At 63.5% G+C, this 19,821-nt stretch carries 19 protein-coding genes; 5 read left to right on the top strand and 14 right to left on the bottom strand.

Annotated features, from left to right (window positions below; all coding sequences use genetic code 11):
* Positions 1–82: 82 nt before the first annotated feature.
* The 5 genes from BSG19_RS04805 to betA form a co-directional block, all read right to left on the bottom strand.
* Positions 83–289 (bottom strand): heavy-metal-associated domain-containing protein, encoded by a 207-nt coding sequence (locus tag BSG19_RS04805; protein ID WP_092985277.1) that lies wholly within the window; start codon positions 287–289, stop codon positions 83–85.
* A gap of 84 nt (positions 290–373) precedes the next feature.
* Positions 374–1,921, bottom strand: a complete 1,548-nt coding sequence (cysN, locus tag BSG19_RS04800) for a sulfate adenylyltransferase subunit CysN (RefSeq protein ID WP_092985275.1) — start codon at positions 1,919–1,921, stop codon at positions 374–376.
* A complete protein-coding gene (gene cysD, locus BSG19_RS04795; RefSeq protein ID WP_092985273.1) occupies positions 1,921–2,874 on the bottom strand; it encodes a sulfate adenylyltransferase subunit CysD in 954 nt (317 codons plus the stop codon). Before cysD ends, cysN begins: the two co-directional genes overlap by 1 nt.
* 46 nt (positions 2,875–2,920) lie before the next feature.
* Complete coding sequence (locus BSG19_RS04790) at positions 2,921–3,688, bottom strand: phosphoadenylyl-sulfate reductase (RefSeq protein ID WP_092985271.1); 768 nt, start codon at positions 3,686–3,688, stop codon at positions 2,921–2,923.
* Positions 3,689–3,850: 162 nt separating this feature from the next.
* Positions 3,851–5,503 (bottom strand): choline dehydrogenase, encoded by a 1,653-nt coding sequence (betA, locus tag BSG19_RS04785; RefSeq protein ID WP_092985269.1) that lies wholly within the window; start codon positions 5,501–5,503, stop codon positions 3,851–3,853.
* A gap of 140 nt (positions 5,504–5,643) precedes the next feature.
* On the opposite strand from betA, the gene BSG19_RS04780 reads away from it, so the two are divergent.
* Positions 5,644–5,841, top strand: a complete 198-nt coding sequence (locus BSG19_RS04780) for a type II toxin-antitoxin system RelE family toxin (RefSeq protein WP_244529085.1) — start codon at positions 5,644–5,646, stop codon at positions 5,839–5,841.
* 6 nt (positions 5,842–5,847) lie between these two features.
* Positions 5,848–6,228, top strand: a complete 381-nt coding sequence (locus BSG19_RS04775) for a helix-turn-helix domain-containing protein (RefSeq protein WP_092985267.1) — start codon at positions 5,848–5,850, stop codon at positions 6,226–6,228.
* Here BSG19_RS04775 and betB read toward each other — a convergent pair.
* From betB to BSG19_RS04755, 4 genes are all read right to left on the bottom strand, one after another.
* The gene (gene betB / locus BSG19_RS04770; RefSeq protein ID WP_092985265.1) at positions 6,222–7,685 is read right to left on the bottom strand and encodes a betaine-aldehyde dehydrogenase; all 1,464 of its coding nucleotides are present in this window, start codon (positions 7,683–7,685) and stop codon (positions 6,222–6,224) included. The two genes, BSG19_RS04775 and betB, sit on opposite strands and share 7 nt — an antisense overlap.
* 88 nt (positions 7,686–7,773) lie before the next feature.
* Positions 7,774–9,315, bottom strand: coding sequence for a choline-sulfatase (gene betC / locus BSG19_RS04765; protein WP_280142388.1), 1,542 nt, complete (start codon positions 9,313–9,315; stop codon positions 7,774–7,776).
* The gene (gene betI / locus BSG19_RS04760; protein WP_092985263.1) at positions 9,312–9,923 is read right to left on the bottom strand and encodes a transcriptional regulator BetI; all 612 of its coding nucleotides are present in this window, start codon (positions 9,921–9,923) and stop codon (positions 9,312–9,314) included. Before betI ends, betC begins: the two co-directional genes overlap by 4 nt.
* Positions 9,924–10,049: 126 nt before the next feature.
* Positions 10,050–11,060 (bottom strand): asparaginase, encoded by a 1,011-nt coding sequence (locus tag BSG19_RS04755; protein WP_092985261.1) that lies wholly within the window; start codon positions 11,058–11,060, stop codon positions 10,050–10,052.
* A gap of 150 nt (positions 11,061–11,210) precedes the next feature.
* On the opposite strand from BSG19_RS04755, the gene BSG19_RS04750 reads away from it, so the two are divergent.
* Entirely contained in the window at positions 11,211–11,948 is a 738-nt protein-coding gene (locus BSG19_RS04750) for a DUF3750 domain-containing protein (protein ID WP_092985259.1), read from the top strand.
* Positions 11,949–12,446: 498 nt separating this feature from the next.
* On the opposite strand, the gene BSG19_RS04745 is transcribed toward BSG19_RS04750, so the two are convergent.
* The 3 genes from BSG19_RS04745 to BSG19_RS04735 form a co-directional block, all read right to left on the bottom strand.
* Complete coding sequence (locus BSG19_RS04745; RefSeq protein ID WP_092985257.1) at positions 12,447–13,445, bottom strand: NAD(P)H-quinone oxidoreductase; 999 nt, start codon at positions 13,443–13,445, stop codon at positions 12,447–12,449.
* Positions 13,446–13,511: 66 nt separating this feature from the next.
* A complete protein-coding gene (locus tag BSG19_RS04740; RefSeq protein ID WP_092985255.1) occupies positions 13,512–13,943 on the bottom strand; it encodes an EamA family transporter in 432 nt (143 codons plus the stop codon).
* A gap of 43 nt (positions 13,944–13,986) precedes the next feature.
* Positions 13,987–14,739, bottom strand: coding sequence for a DeoR/GlpR family DNA-binding transcription regulator (locus tag BSG19_RS04735; RefSeq protein ID WP_092985253.1), 753 nt, complete (start codon positions 14,737–14,739; stop codon positions 13,987–13,989).
* 88 nt (positions 14,740–14,827) lie between these two features.
* Here BSG19_RS04735 and BSG19_RS04730 point away from each other — a divergent pair, with 88 nt between their 5' ends.
* Positions 14,828–15,211, top strand: a complete 384-nt coding sequence (locus tag BSG19_RS04730) for a DUF4406 domain-containing protein (protein WP_092985251.1) — start codon at positions 14,828–14,830, stop codon at positions 15,209–15,211.
* A gap of 21 nt (positions 15,212–15,232) precedes the next feature.
* On the opposite strand, the gene BSG19_RS04725 is transcribed toward BSG19_RS04730, so the two are convergent.
* Both BSG19_RS04725 and BSG19_RS04720 read right to left on the bottom strand, forming a co-directional pair.
* On the bottom strand, positions 15,233–15,892 hold the full coding sequence (locus BSG19_RS04725) for a glutathione S-transferase family protein (protein ID WP_092985249.1): 660 nt from the start codon (positions 15,890–15,892) through the stop codon (positions 15,233–15,235).
* 105 nt (positions 15,893–15,997) lie between these two features.
* Complete coding sequence (locus tag BSG19_RS04720; RefSeq protein WP_092985247.1) at positions 15,998–17,356, bottom strand: TIGR03808 family TAT-translocated repetitive protein; 1,359 nt, start codon at positions 17,354–17,356, stop codon at positions 15,998–16,000.
* A gap of 111 nt (positions 17,357–17,467) precedes the next feature.
* Here BSG19_RS04720 and BSG19_RS04715 point away from each other — a divergent pair, with 111 nt between their 5' ends.
* On the top strand, positions 17,468–19,804 hold the full coding sequence (locus tag BSG19_RS04715) for an EAL domain-containing protein (RefSeq protein ID WP_092985245.1): 2,337 nt from the start codon (positions 17,468–17,470) through the stop codon (positions 19,802–19,804).
* The last annotated feature ends 17 nt before the right edge of the window (positions 19,805–19,821 follow it).

Raw genomic sequence — 19,821 nt, 5'->3', positions numbered from 1 at the left:
TCAAGAGGCAGGATGGACATCTTGCGATGATCGATACCGGTTGTTTTTCGCTGCCCGGCACTTACCGATCATGGGCGAAGAATCAGGCGGGTGTGCGGAAAGCAGGCGTGTAGCCAGCCGCCGTGATGGCGCCGGCGATCTCTTCGACGCTCGCGACCGTCTCGACATCCGCTGTTTTCGCGGTGAGATCGATGCTTACTTTCGCTTCGGCATCGACGCTGCGGATGGCCTTCTCCACCGAGCTCTTGCAATGGGCGCAGGTCATATCGGGTATATCAAACGCAATCATGGGGACGTCTCCTTTCAGATACGTCCCCATGATAGGGCTTCCAACGCTTGGAAGGTCAAGGCTTACCTCTTGGCTTTCTTCGCCTCAGCCGTCGAGCGAATCCAGCAGGTCCTGTGCGCGGGCAGCCGTGATGCGGCGGACTTCCAGCTCGTCACGATGGCCGGCAACGAGATCGCTTGCGAGGATTAGGTCTGCGAGGTCGGCGGGCAGGGACAGGAGGACGCGGGTTTCCTCCGTGTGGATGCCACCCAGCGAAGAGCGCTTGCCCGTGATCATGCCGCCGGCAACCGTATTGTTGGTGTCGGGGTCGATCAGGATGAAGGCACCGGTCGTGCGGTTCTGCTCATAGGCGTCGAACATCGCCTGTTCATCGAAGGCCAGATGGACCTTGCCGATCGCATTCATGGAGAGCGCTTCGGAGGGCCCCCATTTACCGCTCTTCAGGTCCAGCTGGCTCACTGGCTCGACGCTCACGCGCTGGCGGCGCGAGCCGCTTTTCAGCCAGTAGCGCTTGTTCGGCTGGATGCCGTCCGGCTGCAGGGCGACGATCTGCGCGTCGAAGGCGACGCCGGTCTGGGGCTGGCTGTCGATGGCGACGATCATGTCGCCGCGCGACACGTCCACCTGACGGTCGAGCACGAGCGTGATCGCGTCGCCAGCAACGGCCGCGTTGCGTACGAGGTCGAAGGTGACGATCTTGGTGACGTTGGCAACCATGCCCGAGGGCAGGATGACGACGCTGTCGCCGGGCTTCACCGAGCCACCGGCAACAGTGCCCTGATAGCCGCGGAAGCTTTCGCCCGGACGCGAGACGCGCTGCACAGGCAGGCGGAAGCCGGTCGTCTGGCCGGAGCGGACCGTGGCCTGTTCCAGAACCTCGACCAGTGTAGGGCCATCATACCAGGGCATGGAGGCGCGGCCATCATAGACCACGTTCTCGCCCTTCAGCGCGGAAACCGGAATGGCCGTGACCTGACGCACGCCGAGCGAAAGCGCCAGTTCGCGGAAATCATGGCTGATGGCGTCGAAGCGGGCGCGATCGTAACCGGTAAGGTCGATCTTGTTGACGGCCAGCACGAACTGGCGGATGCCCATCAGCGTGGCGATGGTCGCATGGCGGCGCGTCTGCTCAAGCAGGCCGACGCGGGCATCGACCAGAAGGATGGCGAGATCGGCCGTGGAGGCGCCGGTCGCCATGTTGCGGGTGTACTGCTCGTGGCCGGGGGTATCGGCCACGATGAAGGAGCGGTTCTCGGTCGCAAAGTAGCGATAGGCAACGTCGATGGTGATGCCCTGTTCGCGCTCGGCCTGAAGACCGTCGAGAAGCAAAGCGAAGTCCGGCAGACCGAGATCGTTCTGCTTGCCGCTGGAGTCCCGGGCGAGCGTTGCCGCCTGGTCTTCCTTGACGGCCTTGGTGTCCCAGAGCAGACGGCCGATCAGCGTCGACTTGCCGTCATCCACGCTGCCGCAGGTGATGAGGCGCAGGGGTCGGGTGTCGCGCGACGCGCGCGCTTCCGACCCGGTGAAGGCCGTGACGTTGCCACCAGAGACCTTGGTTTCGCCCAAGGCGTCACCCGTGCGGGAGGCGTTCTGGAGGGTGGCCTGGGTACCTGTAGAAGCGGAAACGGTCATCAGAAGTATCCTTCGCGTTTTTTCTTCTCCATCGAACCGGACTGATCCCGATCGATGGCGCGGCCCTGACGTTCGGAGACGGTCGCGGTCTCGAGTTCTGTGATGATGTCATCGAGCGTTGTGGCGCTGGACCGGATCGCGCCGGTCAGCGGGAAACAGCCGAGCGTGCGGAAACGGATCAGTTCCTGACGCTTCGCTTCGCCGGGCAGGAGTTCCAGCCGCGGATCTTCGGCAAGAATCATCATGCCGTCGCGCTCGACCACGGGCCGTTCCGCCGCGAAGTAGAGGGGCACGATCGGGATCTCTTCGGCCTGGATGTAGCGCCAGATATCGACTTCCGTCCAGTTGGAGAGCGGGAAGGCGCGCACGCTCTCGCCCTTGCGGATCATGCCGTTATAGACGTTCCAGAGTTCCGGGCGCTGGTTGCGCGGGTCCCAGCGGTGGTCGGGCGTGCGGAACGAGTAGATCCGCTCCTTGGCGCGGCTGGCTTCCTCGTCGCGACGGGCGCCGCCGAATGCTGCATCGAAGCCGCCGGCGTCCAGCGCCTGGCGCAGACCCTCGGTCTTCATGATGTCCGTATAAAGCGCCGAGCCGTGCGTGAACGGCGTCACGTTCTCTGCCGCACCGCGCGGGTTGATGTGCTCGATCAGGTCGAGGTCGTAGCGCTGGACGATCTCGTCGCGAAACGCAATCATCTCCGCGAACTTCCAACCGGTGTTCACATGCAGCAGCGGAAACGGCACGCGGCCGGGATAGAACGCCTTTCGCGCAAGGTGCAGCAGCACGGAGCTGTCCTTGCCGACGGAATAGAGCATCACGGGCTTTTCGAACTCGCCGGCCACTTCGCGGAAGATGTGGATGGCTTCGTTCTCGAGCGCCTTGAGATGCGGATCGAGCGGCGGGCGGGCGCTTTGCGGATTGTGAAGTTCCGTTTCCGGAAGCGTAAGGGACATCGGGTCGTCTCCAGTCTCGTTCGGGCGGGTCAGGCGGTAGCGCGCTTCAGGCGGCGCTGCCTGCCAGGGCCTTCGTGTTCGGTATCGGCTGTGACGCGGCTTCCGCAACGTGCAGGCCGCATTCGCGGGTTTCGTCGTTCTCCCACCACCAGCGGCCGGCGCGCTCCGGCTCGCCGGGCTTGATGGCGCGCGTGCAGGGTTCGCAGCCGATCGACGGGTAGCCCCGCGCGTGCAGCGGATTGACCGGGATCGCTTCGGCGACGACATAGGCGCGGATCGTGTCGATATCCCAATCCGCCAGCGGATTGATCTTGATCAGGCCGCGCTCGAGATCGGCTTCGGCAAAGGGCGTATCGGCGCGATTGCCCGACTGGCCGCGGCGCAGGCCCGTGATCCAGTAGTTTGCGCCGTCGAGCGCGCGCGCGAGCGGCTTTACCTTGCGGACGCCGCAGCAGGCGTGGCGCGCCTCGATGCTTTCGTAGAAACCGTTCAGGCCATAACTTGCGGCGTAGGCATCGATATCGGCCTGCTCGGGATGGAAGCGCTTGATGAGGATGCCATAGGTCTCCTCGGTCGTGTCGATCAGCGCGACCGTCTCATTGAACAGGCGGCCGGTTTCGAGCGTAGACACCTCGATATCGAGCTTCGCCGTGCCGATGGCCGCGGTGATGACCTGATCCTCGATGCCGAGGCTGGTGGTGAACACAGCACGGCCTTCGAGAGACGCGACCAGCGCCAGTCTCTCGCCAAGAGTGAGACATTCCAGCTGCCGGGCCAGCGCCGCAGCAGTTGTTTCAAGGGACATGGATGTCATGGGTTATCCTGTATGGTTGCCGCCTTTATCGCAGTCTTATGTGACAAAAGACAGAAAAACGGATTTCCAATGACAAGGGATCGGAGCAAATATCACTCCGATCCTGCGAGATAGGGAAAAACCACCCGGATACTGGCGATTTTCAGAAGCCGTCGCGGCGGTCTACCGATCGCTCGTCTGCGCCCTTGGGTTGACCCATGTCTCCTGGTTGGAACGCGGCAGGGGCTGCTTTCCGAGAATATGATCGGCCGCCTTTTCTCCGGTCATGATGGAGGGGCCGTTGAGGTTGCCATAGGTGACGTGCGGGAAGATGGAGCTGTCGGCGACGCGCAGGCCCTCGACGCCGATCACGCGCGTTTCCGGATCCACGACCGCCATCGGATCGTTCGCGTCGCCCATGCGGCAGGTGCCGCAGGGGTGGTAGGCGCTTTCCAGGTGCTCGCGCAGGAAGACGTCGATATCCTCGTCGCTGGTGACGGCCTCGCCCGGCTGGATCTCCGGTCCGCGATAGGTGTCGAAAGCCGGCTGCCGGAAGATCTCGCGGGTCAGACGGACGCAGTGGCGAAACTTCTCCCAGTCCTCCGGATGGCTCATATAGTTGAAGCGGATGACGGGGTCGGCCTTCGGATCGGAGGAGCGCAGGGTCACCGCCCCGCGCGACTTCGAGAGGTTGTAGCCGACATGCACCTGAAAGCCGTGGCTCTTGGCCGCCGCCTTGCCATCATAAGAGATGGCGACGGGCAGGAAGTGATACTGGATATCGGGCTGCTTCAGCCCGGGTGCGGATCGCAGGAAGGCGCAGGCCTCGAACTGGTTGGAGCTGCCGAGCCCTGTTCGCGTCATCAGCCACTGCGCCCCGGCAACGCCCTGCCAGAACCAGGGCAGCCATGAATAGAGCGAGACCGGCTTGGTGGAGACCTGCTGGAAATAGAACTCCATATGGTCCTGAAGGTTGGCGCCGACGCCGGGGCGGTCGGCCTTGACCTCGATGCCCAGTGACTGGAGGTGTGCGCCCGGCCCGATACCGGAGAGCATCAGCAGCTTCGGCGAATTGAACGAAGAGGCGGAAACGATCACCTCGCGTTTCGCGCGGACCACCTCGACCGCGCCGCCGCGCTCGATCTCCACGCCGGTCGCCCGACCGTTTTCGATGACGATGCGGCGCGCGAAGCCGCGCAGGATGGAGACGTTGTTCCGCTTCATGGCCGGGCGGAGGTAGGCGTTGGCGGCGGACCACCGGCGTCCGTTGTGGATCGTCTGCTCCATCAGGCCGAAGCCCTCCTGCTTGGAGCCGTTATAGTCTTCCGTCATCTCGAAGCCGGCCTCGCTGCCGGCTTTGATGAAGGCATGGAAGAGCGGGTTTTTGACCGGCCCGCGGCGGACGTGGAGGGGGCCGTCGGTTCCCCGCCATCCCTCTTCGCCGCCATGGGAATGCTCCATGCGCTTGAAGTAGGGCAGCACGTCGGCATACGCCCATCCGCGTGCGCCGAGCGCCTCCCACCGATTGAAGTCCTCGGAATGGCCGCGCACATAGACAAGCCCGTTGATCGAGGACGAGCCGCCGATCACCTTGCCGCGCGGCGCGCTGATGCGGCGATTGTTGAGGTTCGGCTCGGGTTCCGAGTAATACCCCCAATTGTATCGCTTCATGCTCATGGGCCAGGCAAGCGCCGCCGGCATCTGGATGAACGGCCCCATATCCGATCCGCCGGCCTCGATGACGATCACGGTGTTCTTGCCGTCTTCAGAGAGGCGGTAGGCGAGCGCGGAACCGGCGGAGCCGGAGCCGATGATGACGAAATCTGCGCTTTGCATGGGCTTACCTCCAATGACGACGTTGAGTATACGACTTATTGCGAAAGGCGATGAAACTTGTAGCATCCATCGCTCTTTGCTATGTTTATGGTATGAAGCGAATTGTCGTCAGCCGTGAAGCGCAACGGAGCTTGAGCCGGATGCAGCCAAAGCGCCGTGCAGCGATCTATGCCAAGCTCGACGCCTATGCGCTCGATCTGCCGGTTGATATCAGGAAGATGCAGGGCAAGCGCTTCTTCCGCATTCGCGTCGGTCAGGACCGGGTGATCATCGATGATCAAGGAACGGTCGTCATGGTCATCGATGCTGGACCTAGGGGCGGCATCTACAAGGAGTAAGGAAAAATGGGCGATATCCAGAAGCTCGTCATCGAGGGAAAAAGCTATGTTCTTCTCAGCGAGGAGGACTATGAGGATCTTATCGATGTTGCGCGGGCGGAGTCGATCCTCGGGCGAATCGCGGCGGGAGAGGAAACATGGCCGCTGGAATTCGTGAGGGAGTTGACGGAATCCGACAGTCGAATCCGCAGTTTCCGCGCCTATCGCGGCATGACCGCAACCGAACTCGCCGAGCAAGCCGGGATCTCGCAACCCTATCTCTCGGAGATCGAGGCCGGGAAAAAAACCGGATCGGTCGATGTGCTGAGGCGTATCGCCAAGGCATTGCGGGTCGATCTTGACGATCTCGTCATTGACATGGAGGCGGAGCGCGACGCCCATCAATAAGGCGCCTCGACCTTCCCCATCGCGACATAGACCGTCTTCAGCTCGGTGTAATGCTGGAGCGCCGCCACGGAGTTCTCGCGACCGAAGCCGGATTGCTTGGAGCCGCCGAAGGGGATTTCGACCGGGCAGAGATTATAGGTGTTGATCCAGAGCGTGCCGGCCTCCAGCCGATCCACCACCCGGTGGGCACGCGCTATGTCGTTCGTGAAGACGCCGGCGGAGAGGCCGAATTCGGTTGCATTTGCCCGGGCGACGACCTCGTCCTCGTCGTCAAAATCGAGCACGCACATGACCGGGCCGAAGATCTCCTCGCGGGCGATGGTCATCGTATCGGTGACATCGGCAAAGACGGTCGGCTGGATATAGGTGCTCTCGGCCGGTACGTCGTTGGGGATAGCGCCACCGGTGACGAGTGTCGCGCCTTCCGCCTTGCCGGTCTCGATGTAGGCCAGCACCTTGTCGCGCTGCGGCCGCGAGACCATGGGCCCTAGCTGGGTCGCCTCGTCCATGGGATCGCCGATCACGATCTTCTCCGTGCGCGCTTTCAGGCCTGCAAGGAAGCGGTCCTTGATGCTCTTCTGCACGAAGACGCGCGTGCCGTTGGAGCAGACCTGGCCGGTCGAGTAAAAATTGCCGAGCATCGCGCCGCCGATGGCGCTGTCGATATCGGCATCCTCGAACACGATCAGCGGTGACTTGCCGCCGAGTTCCATGGTGACGTGTTTCAGTTGGCCAGCGGCAGCGGCCGCGACCTTGCGTCCGGTCGGCACCGAGCCGGTCAGCGAAACCTTGCCGACATAGGGGTGGCCGACGAGCAGGGGGCCGGTGCCCCTGTCGCCCTGGATGACGTTGAACAGGCCCTTGGGGAGGCCTGCCTCGATGAGGATTTCCGCGATGGCGAGCGCGCCGAGCGGTGTGTTTTCCGACGGCTTGAACACCATCGCATTGCCCGAGACGAGCGCCGGCGCTGCCTTCCAGCAGGCGATCTGCTGGGGATAGTTCCAGGCGCCGATGCCGACGCAGACGCCGATGGGGACGCGCTTGGTAAAGGCGAAGTCGGCCCCGAGCGGAATGTGCTCGCCGTTCAGCGCCGCCGCCGCCACGCCGCCGAAGAACTCGAAGCTGTCGGCACCGGATGTGGGGTCGGCGACGATCGTCTCCTGAATAGGCTTTCCGGTATCGAGCGTTTCCAGTTCGGACAGTTCGAGGTTGCGCGCCCGCATGATGTCCGCAGCCTTTTTCAGGATCCGTCCGCGCGCCGTCGGGCTCATGGCCGCCCATTCCGGCTGCGCTCGCTTCGCCGCGGCCACAGCCCGCTCCACGATTTCGGGCGTCGCGGCATGAAGCTTTGCGATGACCTCACCCGTTGCAGGATAGATGCTGTCGAACGGCGTGCCTGCGGTGTCCTCGACATAGGCGCCATCAATGAAGTGGGAGGCTTTCGGCTGGGCTCTCATGATGTCTTGTCCTTCAGGGCGTTATTATCTTGCAGGGCGTGAATGGCCGGACTGTTCATGTTTTGTCGAGCCTGTCGCTCTCGCCACCTCACTCTCCTCGCGGAAAGCGCTTCGATTCTTCGAGATTATCGAGGTTCATGTGGTTGCGCATGTAGCGTTCGGAGGCTTTCTGCAGCGGCTGGTGGTCCCAGGGATAGTAGGCGCCGTTGCGCAGCGCCTCGTAGACCACCCAGCGCCGGGCTTGGCTCTCGCGCACAGCCGCATCGAAGGCCGCCATGTCCCAGCGCGCGTCGCGCATCTGGCGGAATGCCTCCAGCGTGGCGGCAATGGCGGTGGTCGGTGGTGAGAGAGCGAGATTGTTCAGTTCGAGCGGGTCAGCATCGAGATCGAACAGCTGGTCGGGATCTTCAGCGCAATGGACGTATTTCCACTTGCCTTCACGAATGCCGACGAGGGGTGCGATCGATCCTTCTGCCGCATACTCCATCAGCACGGGCGAGACGCGCTCGGCGCCGTTGATGACCGGCAGCAGGCTTTCTCCGTCCGTCCACGGCATGATCTCGTCCATGGAGATGCCTGCGAGGTCGCAGAGCGTGGGGGTAACGTCGAGGTTCGAAACGGGAGCGTCGTGCAGTCCGGGCGTCACGCCGGGACCCGATATCATCAGCGGCACCCGGGCGGACCCCTCGAAGAAGTTCATCTTGAACCAGAGGCCGCGCTCGCCCAGCATGTCGCCATGGTCGGAGCAGAACAGGATCAGCGTGTCGTCCAGTTGGCGTGTCCGCTTCAGCGTGTCCACGAGCCGGCCGACCTTCTCGTCGATATAGGAAATGTTGGCGAAATAGGCCTGCCGGGAACGGCGGATGTCTGTTTCGGTCACGGTGAAGCTGGCGTAGTCGCAGGCGGCGATCAGGCGCTCTGCGTGCGGGTCCTGCGTTTCCAGCATGCCCACTTCGGGCAGGAGATGCGCGCAGTCCTCGTAGAGATCCCAGAACTGGCGTCGGGCGACATAAGGGTCGTGCGGATGGGTGAAGGAGACCGTCAGGCACCAGGGCCGGCGGTCTGCGGTGCCGATGTCGCGTGCGAGCTGATAGATCTTCTGCTCGGCGAGAAAAGCGACCTCGTCGTCATACTCCATCTGATTGGTGATCTCGGCCACGCCAGCGCCGGTCACCGAGCCGAGATTGTGGTACCACCAGTCGATCCGTTCGCCCGGCTTGCGGTAGTCCGGCGTCCAGCCGAAATCGGCAGGGTAGATATCCGTCGTCAGCCGCTCCTCGAAGCCGTGCAACTGGTCAGGACCCACGAAATGCATCTTGCCGGAGAGCGCCGTGTAGTAGCCGGCGCGGCGCAGATGATGGGCGAAGGTGGGGATGGAAGAGGCGTATTCCGCGGCGTTATCGTAGACGCCTGTGCGGCTCGGCAGTTGCCCGGCCATGAAGGAGGCTCGGGCGGGCGCGCAGAGCGGCGAGGAGGTGTAATTGTTGGCAAAGCGGGCCGAGCGCGCGGCCAGCGCTTTCAGATGCGGCGCGTGCAGCCACTCTGCCGGGCCATCCGGAAAAAGCTTTCCATTGAGCTGATCGACCATGATGATCAGGATGTTGGGCTTGTTGCTCTCGGCGGGGCTCACGCGGCGGCTCCTTCGTCTGGGCGGGTTGCGAGGCGGGCGAGGGCGGCATCGACGGCGTCTTCGGCCAGCGCGATCGACCGCTCGGTCGTCAGAGGTGCAGCGCCCAGTGCCCGGCGGATGTAAAGCCCGTCGATCAGCGCGGCCGTCGCCTCGGCAATGCGGGACGCCTTGGTCTTGGGGCAGAGCTGCGAGAGGCTTGCGGTCAGGTTGGAGTGCAGGCGGCGGGCGTAGAGCACCAGCAGGCGGCGCACGGCTTCGGAACGTTGCGCTTCGGTGTAGAAGGCGAGCCAGGCCGCAACCGTTTCGGGCGCGAACTGCCCGGCATGGAAACTGACGCGGATAACGGCCGACACGCGTGCGCGGGGATCGTCAGCTTCGGCGAGTGCGGAGACGGTATCGCGCCGCAAGTCGCGTAGCAGCGAGCGCATGGTTTCGGTCAACAGCTGGTCCTTGCTGCCGAAGTAATGATGGGCAAGCGCGGGAGAGACGCCGGCACGGCGGGCGATGTCCGACATGGTCACGGCAAGCGTGCCCTGGTCTCCGATGGCGCTGATGGCGGCATCGACCAAAGCCTTTCGGCGCACCGGTTCCATTCCGACCTTCGGCATCCACGTCTCCCGTCGTTGGGATGAGCTTAATTTTGATTGATCCGTCAATCAAGAAAAAAGAGTTGTCGGCAGTTTATCCGCAATCAACGCTGTGAAGCCCGTTCCAACCGGACAGAAGCGCGGTTCTCAGGCGCTGCCGAAGGCCTTGGTCACCCTGACGTCGCCGACATGCATCCCGTTCCAGTTGTGCATCGAGGTCGTCGCTTCGGCCAGAAGCGATGCCTCGATCTCGGGCTCATCGCGGAAGAATCGGGCGAGCGTTGCGGCGATCATGGCTTCGGCGGCTCGGGTGGTGCCATCCTCGCATTTTAGCGCGATGGCGATGCCCTGCTCGGGAATGGTTGCGCAGAAGACGCCTTCCGCGCCGGTCTTTGCGAAGATGCGGCCCGGTGCGATCTGCATGAGACGTGTGCAGGCTCGCTTCGTGCCCGCGACATAGAAAGGCTCGGCCATGCAGGCGTCGATCAGGCGGCGTGCGGCTTTGGCGCGCTCGAGCCCAAGGCCCGTTCCGGTCGCCATCTTTGCAAAGCCGTGGGCGAGGCCTTTCAGCGGCACGGCATAGGTCGGGATGGCACAGCCGTCGATGCCGCAATTGTCGTGGCCGAGGGCTGCGCCCGTCAGGCTCTCCATCGCGTCGCGGATCTCGCGCTGGATGAAGTGGTCGTAGCCGATATAGCCTTCAGGCTCGACACCGGCGTGGCAGGCGGCGCAGATGAAGCCGGAATGCTTGCCGGAGCAGTTGTTGTACAGCGCGTTCGGCTTGTCCATCGCCCGCACCTGATCGATCAGGATCGGCTGTTGAAAGGACCAGTGCGCGCCACATTCGAGCGTGTTGGCGTCACGTCCAGCCAGCGCCAGCATGTCGGCCGCAAGAGCGGCGTGTTCCGGCTCGCCGCTGTGGGAGGAGCAGGCGAGCGCCAGCATCCGCTGGTCCATGCCATAGGCATCGGCAGCGCCCGTTTCGATCAGGGGCAGAGCCTGCATCGCCTTGCAAGCGGAACGTGGGAAGATGGCGGCATCGACGTCACCGAGGGAGAAGACCGTGCGGCCGTCGCCATCGACCGCGATCACCATGCCACGATGCCGGCTTTCCACCAGCGCACCGCGCGTCACCTCGACCAGTACCGGGTTCGTCATCTCGCAAGCCTCTCGTCGTCGCTGTTATCCATCACATTTCGGTGCGGATCTTGTTATCCGTTTCCGGCACGACGATCTCTGTGCAAGAGGCCGCCGCTTGTCCTTCCCTGCCATAACCGATCGCGCTTCCGCGTCAAACCCGGACATTGCATGAATCTGATCCGCATCCTTCTGCTTGCCATCCTCGTCGTCTATCTCCTGCCGGCGCTGGCATCCGCCGGTCTCTGGTACGTCAAGGAGCGTCCGGAAAGCTGGCGCAATGCCGACTGGTCCTCGTCCGGCGTCCTGCCCAAGGCGACAGCGGACGGAGAGGCTGCGATCTATGTCCTCTCGGCGGCCACGGGCGGACTGAAGGGCGCGGTCGCGAGCCATGCCTGGATCGTGACGAAGGAAGCCGGAGACCGCGTCTACAATCGCTATGACAAGGTCGGCTGGGGTACGCCTATCCGGCGCAATATGCGCGAGGCCGATGGCGCCTGGTATTCCAACCGCCCGAACATCGTCGTCGCCATCACCGGCGCTGAGGCGGCACGGCTGATCCCGCAGGTCGAGGCCGCGATCCAGTCCTATCCCTATGCCACGCCCGGTGCCTATCGCATCTGGCCGGGTCCGAACTCCAACACCTTCGTCGCCCATGTTCTGCGCACGGTGCCGGATCTCGGCGCCGTGCTGCCACCGGATGCGGTTGGCCGCGACTACCTGCCGGAGGGCAGGCTCTTCTCGGTCGATGCCGACGGTCGCGACATTCACGCGACGCTCTACGGTCTTCTCGGGATCTCCGTCGGTGTGCGCAGCGGGTTCGAGCTGCACTTCATGGGGCTCGTCGCGGGTGTGGATGTCGCGCGGCCTGCGCTCAAGATTCCGGCTTTTGGACGGGTCGGCGTGTGAGCCTGTCGATGACGCATGCCTGTGCAACATCAGCTGACGGATCAGGCTGGACTGCCGTCCAGTCTTGCAAGAGCGGCGGCTTGTTCTTCCCTGTCGGAAAATGCCGAAGGAAATATATTCAAGCGTCGTCGCGACATGCTGTCTAACCGCAAATCAAAAACGCGTCATTTAGCCATAACGCCAAAACGGAAAAAGGGCCGCGTTAGCGACCCTTTCCACGAAATACGGCCCGTAAACGGCCCGGACTGGCTGCTGGCTCAGTCCGTAGAAGGAAGGCTCAGAGCGAGGGCTGCCTCGTTTCCGCAACCATGCTTCCCGTGTCCGTTACGAGTACCGAAATCTCATTAGACATTGGACCACCTTCCTTTCATTACGTTGAACATGAAGAAAAGATAGGTGATTTTCGCGGAAGCGCAAGTCCTTCTTTCCGATAAGTCGGGTATCCGTGATCACGAAGAATGACGTTTCATTGTCACGTCGTGAAGCGGCAGTTTCGCGTCAGAGGGTCAGTACGATCTTTCCGATGTGACCGCTCTCCTCCATTAGCCTGTGTGCCTCGGCAACATTGGCAAAGGGCAGAACGGCACTCATGACCGGAGCAACGGTGCCTTCGTCGAGCAGCGGCCAGACATTGTCCTCGAGATCATCCCGGATCGCTTCCTTCTCCACCGCCGTTCGCGGGCGGAGCGCCGAGCCCATGACGCGAAGGCGTTTGGAGAGGATCGGCGCGATGTTGGCCTTCTCCACTTTTGCTCCGCCGAGGAAGGCGATGATGGAAAGCCGGCCGTCGGTGGCCAGGCATTCGAGGTTGCGCTCGAAATAGGATGCGCCGATCATGTCCAGAATGACATCGACGCCGCGACCGCCGGTCTCCGAAAGGATGACCTCCTTGAAGTCCTCGTCTCTGTAGTTGATGGCCCTGACGGCGCCCAGCGACAGGCAGGCTTCGCATTTCGGGCCACTGCCGGCGGTGACGTAAACCTGTGCCCCGAAGGCGCCTGCCAGCTGGATCGCCGTCGTGCCGATGCCGCTCGATCCGCCATGGATGAGGATGGATTCTCCCTCGACCAGATCGGCCATCTGGAACACGTTCGCCCAGACGGTGAAGAAGGTTTCCGGCAGGGCGGCAGCGCGAGCGGCGTCGTATCCCGTTGGCCAGCGAAGCGCCTGCGTTGCCGGTACGCTGCAATATTCGGCATAGCCGCCGCCATTGGCGAGCGCGGTCACGCGGTCTCCGACGGCAAAGCCCTCTGCGCCTTCACCGATAGCGACGATTTCACCCGCGACCTCCAGTCCAAGGATCGGGCTTGCACCGGGAGGGGCGGGATAGAGCCCCTTGCGCTGCATGACATCGGGCCGGTTGATGCCGGCAGCTTCCACGCGCACAAGCAGGTGGCCGGCTTCGAGGTCCGGGAGGGGGCCCTTCGCGAGCACCATGGCCTCCGGCCCGCCGGGCGAAGGCAGGTCGATGAACGTCATTTCTGTCGGCAACGGCATGGGAACTCCTGTGCTTGGTTGCGGCAAGAGCTAGCGCATCTCGCGTCAGGATCAAAGGCGAGCGGCTTACAGAACCAGAAGCACGCCGCCGATGGCGATCAGGCCGATGCCGATCGTGTGCAGCGCCGACAGTTTTTCGCCGAGAAACAGGACGGCGAAGAGGGCGACGAGAACGACGCTCATCTTGTCGACCGGCGCCACGCGCGCTGCATCGCCGATCTTCAGCGCGCGGAAATAGCAGAGCCAGGACGCTCCGGTCGCAAGTCCCGACAGGACGAGGAACAGCCAGCTCTTCGGCGAGACGCTGCCGGGTGGCTGCCAGTGTCCGGTTATCGCGAGCAGGAGCCCAAGTGCGGCCAGAATGACCACGGTGCGCACGAAGGTGGCGAAGTCCGAATTGACGTTCTCTATGCCGATCTTGGCGAAGATGGCGGTCAGGGCTGCAAAGACCGCCGAAAGCAGGGCCCAGGCCTGCCATGAGAGGAAGAGGGATCGCATCGGTGGGACCTTTCCGGCGTTGCGGGATTGTGGCTCGTGAGGCTCAGGGGTGAAGGATCTCCAGCCCTGCCTCGCGATAAGGCGAGAGTGTCGTGTCCTCGATATCCATGGGAACCACAAGCCCGGTTAGGTCGGCAATGGGCAGGATGCGGTGCGGCGAGACCGTGCCGAGCTTGTCGCCCGCCGCGAGAATGAAGGTTTCCGCGGACTGGAGAGCGATGGCGCGCTTGATCGCGGCTTCCTCGAAATCGCCCGTGGTGGCGCCGTGGGTGGGGTGAATGGCGGTCGCGCCCAGGAAAAACAGGTCGAAGCGCATCGTTTCGATGGCGGCAAGGGCGGCCGATCCGGTGGCCACCATCGAATGCTTGTAGAGCCGCCCGCCGATCATGATCACGTCGGCATCGTGGCCGGCAAGCGCTGCGGCAATCGTCGGGCTGTGGGTGGCGACGGTGATGCGCAGATCACGCGGCAGGGCCCGCGCCAGCGCCTCGTTCGTCGTGCCGCCATCGAGGAAGACGAACTGGCCTGCGGCGATCCGCTCGACAGCCCGCAGCGCCAGCGCCTGCTTGGTCGCCTTGGCGATCTGCGTTCGGGCGCGGAGATCGGGCAGAGGCGGCGCTACGGGAAGGGCGCCGCCATGAACGCGCTGCAGCTTGCCGTTCCCCGCCAATTCCCGCAGATCGCGCCGGATCGTGTCCTCCGACAGTCCGAGTTCGCCGGCAAGCGCAGTCGCGACGATCTGCCCGTCGCGGCGCAGGCGATCCAGGATGAGGGCGTGGCGATGGCTGGTCAGCATCAGAATCTCCTTCTTGACTCTTCAAGATTATGCAGTTTTATATTGGAATTATCAAGAAAATACCTGCAAAAACGCGAAGGAATATCCCATGTTGATTTTGATTGCCGGTCCTTATCGTTCCGGTACGAACGACGATCCTGCAAAGATGGCGGCCAATCTGAAGGTACTGGAGGCGCCATCGCACGCGCTTTTTCGGGCAGGGCATGTGCCGATGATCGGGGAATGGGTGGCGCTGCCGATCTGGCATGCGGCGGGCGGCAAGGCGGTCGGAGATGAACTCTATGAGGAGATCTTCCATCCGGTCGCCGGACGGCTGCTCGCGCTCTGCGATGCCGTGCTTCGGCTACCCGGCGCCTCGAAAGGGGCAGACAACGATGTGCGGATCGCGCGTGAGCGCGGCATCCCGGTCTATGAGCGACTGGAGGATGTGCCGGGATGCGACGCCTTCGCGACGGTCCCGATCCCGGCGTGAGCCTGTTGCGGCTGCGGCGCGTCAGGCCGGCTCGGCTTCGCGGACCGCCATCATCTCGCGGAAGGCCGGGCGTGACTGGCAGCGCTCGATCCACGCCTTGATGCCGGGGTGTCTATCGAAGAGAGCCGTCTGGCTCTGGGCGTAGCGAAACACTTCCGCGAGGTTCAGGTCCGCCACCGTAAAGCGGTCGCCGACGACGTAGGCGTGCTGAGAGAGGCGCGCTTCGAGCGCGCCGAAGCGTGGCTCCAGTACCTGCACGGCTGCTTCCACGATGGCCCGGCCACGCGCCGGGCCGTTCGGCTCTGCGTCATAGGCGAGTACGATCTTGACCGCGTGCGGTTCGATTTCCGTTGCCGCCCACAGCGTCCAGTCGAGGATCTGCGCGTCCTCGGCGATACTGGCGCCGGCGAGCGGCCCGCCATGCGTACGCGCGAGGTAGAGGTTGTTGGCGAGCGATTCCGACAGCACCAGACCGTTATCCTCGATGGCGGGGATCGTGCCTCGGGGATTGATGGCGAGATAGGCCGGCGACGCCGTGTTGAGCGGTGCGGTCTCGGCCGTTGGATCGACCAGCCGGCGCGCCTGAATGACCGGAACGGCGCGGAAGGGTATGCCCAGTTCGCCAGCCATCCAGTAGTTGCGCGATGCCCGCGAGCGATAGACCCCGTAAATGGTCAGCATGATGATCTCCAGCTCTTGATGCTGTGCGCAAGCCTAGCGTCCCGGCTGGGCGATGGAAGACCGGTACGCTGATGCAAGGCATGAATGTTGCTGATGGGTTGCGCGTCACACGCGGCGGTTTCCCGTCACCGTCAGATGTGGAAACGCGTCCGTCGCACCGTCCACAAGGTCCGCCGTTGCCCTTTCGGTCCAGCGATAGCCGAGAACGGCGTTCTCCACGTTCTCGAAAAGATTGTTCGTGATGAGCGCCGTGCCCGCGCCGTCCGCAACGGACACGGCGCATCCGAGCTGCGCGACGCGGATGATGTTGCCGGTCACGGAGACGTTGCGCAGATACGGTCCCCAGCCAAGCACCAGCGCCCAGCGGGCCACCTGCTCGATCACATTGCCTATCACCACCGTGTCGGCCTCCGCCGAAATGCCGAAGCCGAAGCCGGCGCCGTCGGAGACATAGGGACCGATGCCGGTGATATTGCGAATGACGTTCTGCCCGACAGTCGCCAAACGGCCACCGGCATCGAAATTGACGATGGAAATGCCGTTGGCGGCGGTGTCGATGACGTTGCCGGTAACGACGGCGCCCTGGAAGCCGAATTCGGAATAGATCGCGGTTTCGCCGGACCGCAGGCACTGGTTGGTCGAGATCAGCACGTTGTTTGCGGCGTTGGCGCGAATGGCGGAGAGGGCGCAATCGGACACGTGGTTGCCGGAGACGACAACGTCGCCCGCCCGGAAGATGTTGATGCCATTGCCGTTCTGCCCGGTTCCGCCATCGAGCGAGGCGATACGGGAAATGCGATTTCCCGAGACGAGCGTTCCATCGGCGCCGGCTTGCGACCTGTGGACGAGGATGCCGCCATTGCCGCAGTCGGAGACGGTGTTGCCCGTGATCGAGAGGCCGCGGCTGTCGACAGCGAAGATGCCGACGCCTTGGGCGCCCGAAATATCGTTGTCGCGGATGCGGCCGCCGCAACGTCCGAGGTTCAGGCCGTGACCTCCCGTGCGACCAGTGATGGCACAATTGTCGATCGTCAGCTGCTCGATGCCGTCGAGATCGAGGAGACCGCGCCCCACGTCCCCTGTTCGTCCATCGCCATCGAGCGTCAGACCGGTGAGGGTGAGGCGGGCGAGGTTTTCCGCTGTCAGGAGAGGGCTGGCGTCGGCTGCGATCAGCCGCGTGGCACCCGGCGTGCCGGCAAGCGTCAGGCCGTCGGGCAGGACGATCCCGGAGAGCCTGTAATCGCCGGGCGGCAGAAAGACCGGCAGGCGGCGTTTAGCGGCTTCGGCGAGGAGTGCCCGGAACGAACCGGACTGGTCCGAACGCTTGCCGGGCCGGACGCCGAAGTCGGTAGCATCGAGCGCGCCGCGAAAGCCGTCCGGCAGGGAAGACGCGCTCGTCTGCGTGCTGCCGACGGTTGCCGGCAGGCTCGCAAGGGCAAAAAGAAGAGTGCGGCGGGTCGTCATGTTTCTTCCGGTGAAAGGGTCGGACGATCGGTCATCTTCAGAGAAGAATAACTTCTTTCCGTTAGCAGTTTATACCATACAGCGCGCGCCAATGACTGGCGGGAGACGGCCTTGAGCAAAACGACCCTTCGCGGACGCAGCACGATCTCCGGAAGTCCTTCGGACGACGACGATACGCAACGTTTGATTGAGGCGACCCGCCGTCTCGCCAGCGAAGCTTCCCGTCTCTACGGCCCGCGCACGGACATCGCCGAACGCCACTACTGGCTGGAAACGATGGTCAATCATATTCCGGATTACATCTACGCCAAGGATCTGGAGGGCCGCTTTCTCATCGCCAACGAGGCGACGGTGCGGGACAACGGCTTTGCCGAGATGCACCAGATCGTGGGACTGACCGACTTCGATCTGCACGACGAGGCGATCGCCACCCGGATCACAGAGGGCGAGCGGCAGGTCATTGTGAGCGGCGAGCCGATTATCGGCTTGGAAGAGCGTGCGGCCGTCGATCAGGGCACCGAGCGTTGGCTGATGACGTCCAAAGTACCGCTGCGCGACAAGCTTGGCCGGACGATCGGCACTGTCGGCGTGTCGCGCGACATCACCGATCGCAAGCGCGCCGAGCAGCTCATGATCGGGCAGACGCGCGTTCTGGAGATGATCGCCAAGGACACGCCGCTGCCGGATCTCTTTCGCGAGCTGATCCTGATGATCGAGGCGCATGTGCCCGGCGTGCAAGGCGCCGTCTACATGCTGACGGAGGACGGGCAGCGGCTTTTGAAGGGCGTGGCGCCCGGTCTCGATCCACTCTATGCGGCCGCGCTTGAAGGCTTTCCGATCGGGCCGAAAAACGGCTCCTGCGGCACGGCCGCGTTTCGCGGCGAGTCCGTTTTCGTCGGGGATATCCTGAACGATCCGCTATGGGCGCCCTACGTCGATTTCGTCAAACCCTTCGGGTACCGCGCCTGCTGGGCGTCTCCGCTTCTGTCGTTCCACGGCAAGGCGCTCGGGACCTTCGCGCTTTATTCGAAGACGGTCGGCCTGCCGGCGGATCCTGTCCGCGACCTGATCGCCATGGCGGCGCGTCTTGCCGGTATCGCCATCGAGCGTCGCGAGGCGGCCGAACGCATCCATTTCATGGCCCATCACGATGCCCTGACCGGCTTGCCGAACCGCATCATGCTCGACGGGCATATGGAAAACGCCATGGCGGATGCGCGGGAAAAGGGAGAATGGGTTGCGCTCGCCTTTCTCGATCTCGACAATTTCAAGCTGGTCAATGACAGCCTCGGCCACAATGCCGGCGACGAACTGCTGCGCAATGTCGCGCAGCGCATGAGCCTCTGCGTGCGCAAGGGCGATATGATCATCCGTGTCGGCGGTGACGAGTTCATCATTCTCCTCAGCGGACTCCAGGCCGACCGGGAGGTCGTGCTTGCGCGCTTCGAGGGCATTCGCAGTGCGGTTGCCCGCCCGATGACGCTCGCCGGGCAGACTTTGCAGGTCACCTGCAGCATGGGCGTCGTGTGCTATCCGGAGCAAGGGGAAAGCACGGGCGAGTTGCTGGCCAATGCGGATGCCGCCATGTACCGCGCCAAGGCGCTCGGCCGGAACAACCTCAAGCTCTTCTCGTCCGAAATGGCGGATGCTGCGCATGCCAAGCTGCTGCGGGTCGAAGCCCTGCGACAGGCGCTGGAACAGAAGGAATTTGTGCTGCATTACCAGCCGCAGCTCGATCTTGCCTCGGGCTGCATCTTCGCGGCGGAAGCCCTGTTGCGCTGGGATCATCCCCAGCACGGTCTCATCTCGCCCGCCGATTTCGTGCCGCTCGCGGAAGAGACGGGGTTGATCGTGGAGATCGGCGAATGGGTGCTGGAGGCTGCCTGTCGCCAGAACCGGGCGTGGCAGGATGCCGGCTTGCCGAGCCTGATCGTCAGCGTCAACGTGTCCGCCCGCCAGTTCGCGGACAAGACCTGGGTCTCCCGCGTTGCCCGGACGCTCGACGAGACCGGGCTCGATCCGCAGTTCCTGGAACTCGAACTGACGGAAAGCCTGATCATGCAGGATGTGCCGCAGGCGATCGCCACCATGCACGAGTTGGAAACGCTCGGCGTGCGGCTCGCCATCGATGATTTCGGCACCGGCTATTCCAGCCTGAGCGCGCTCAAGCGCTTTCCCGTCAACCGCCTGAAGATCGATCGGTCCTTCGTCAAGGATATTCCCGATGACGAAGACGATATGGCGATTACGGCAGCGATCATCTCGCTGGCGCAGAAGCTGAAGCTCGACGTGATCGCCGAGGGGGTGGAGACGCAGGAGCAGCTCGATTTTCTGCGGGAGGCCGGCTGCAACGAGATCCAGGGCTATTGGGTCAGCCGTCCGTTGCCGCCAGCCGCGTTCGTCTCGCGGATGGCGAGGGGCAGGGCGCTCGAAGCATTGATCGCCTGATCGCGCGACGAGGTCGG

It is taken from the genome of Rhizobium sp. NFR03 (assembly GCF_900111275.1).
In the GTDB taxonomy this organism is placed as follows: Bacteria; Pseudomonadota; Alphaproteobacteria; order Rhizobiales; family Rhizobiaceae; genus Ferranicluibacter.
This window is presented reverse-complemented; position numbering and strand designations above follow the sequence as displayed.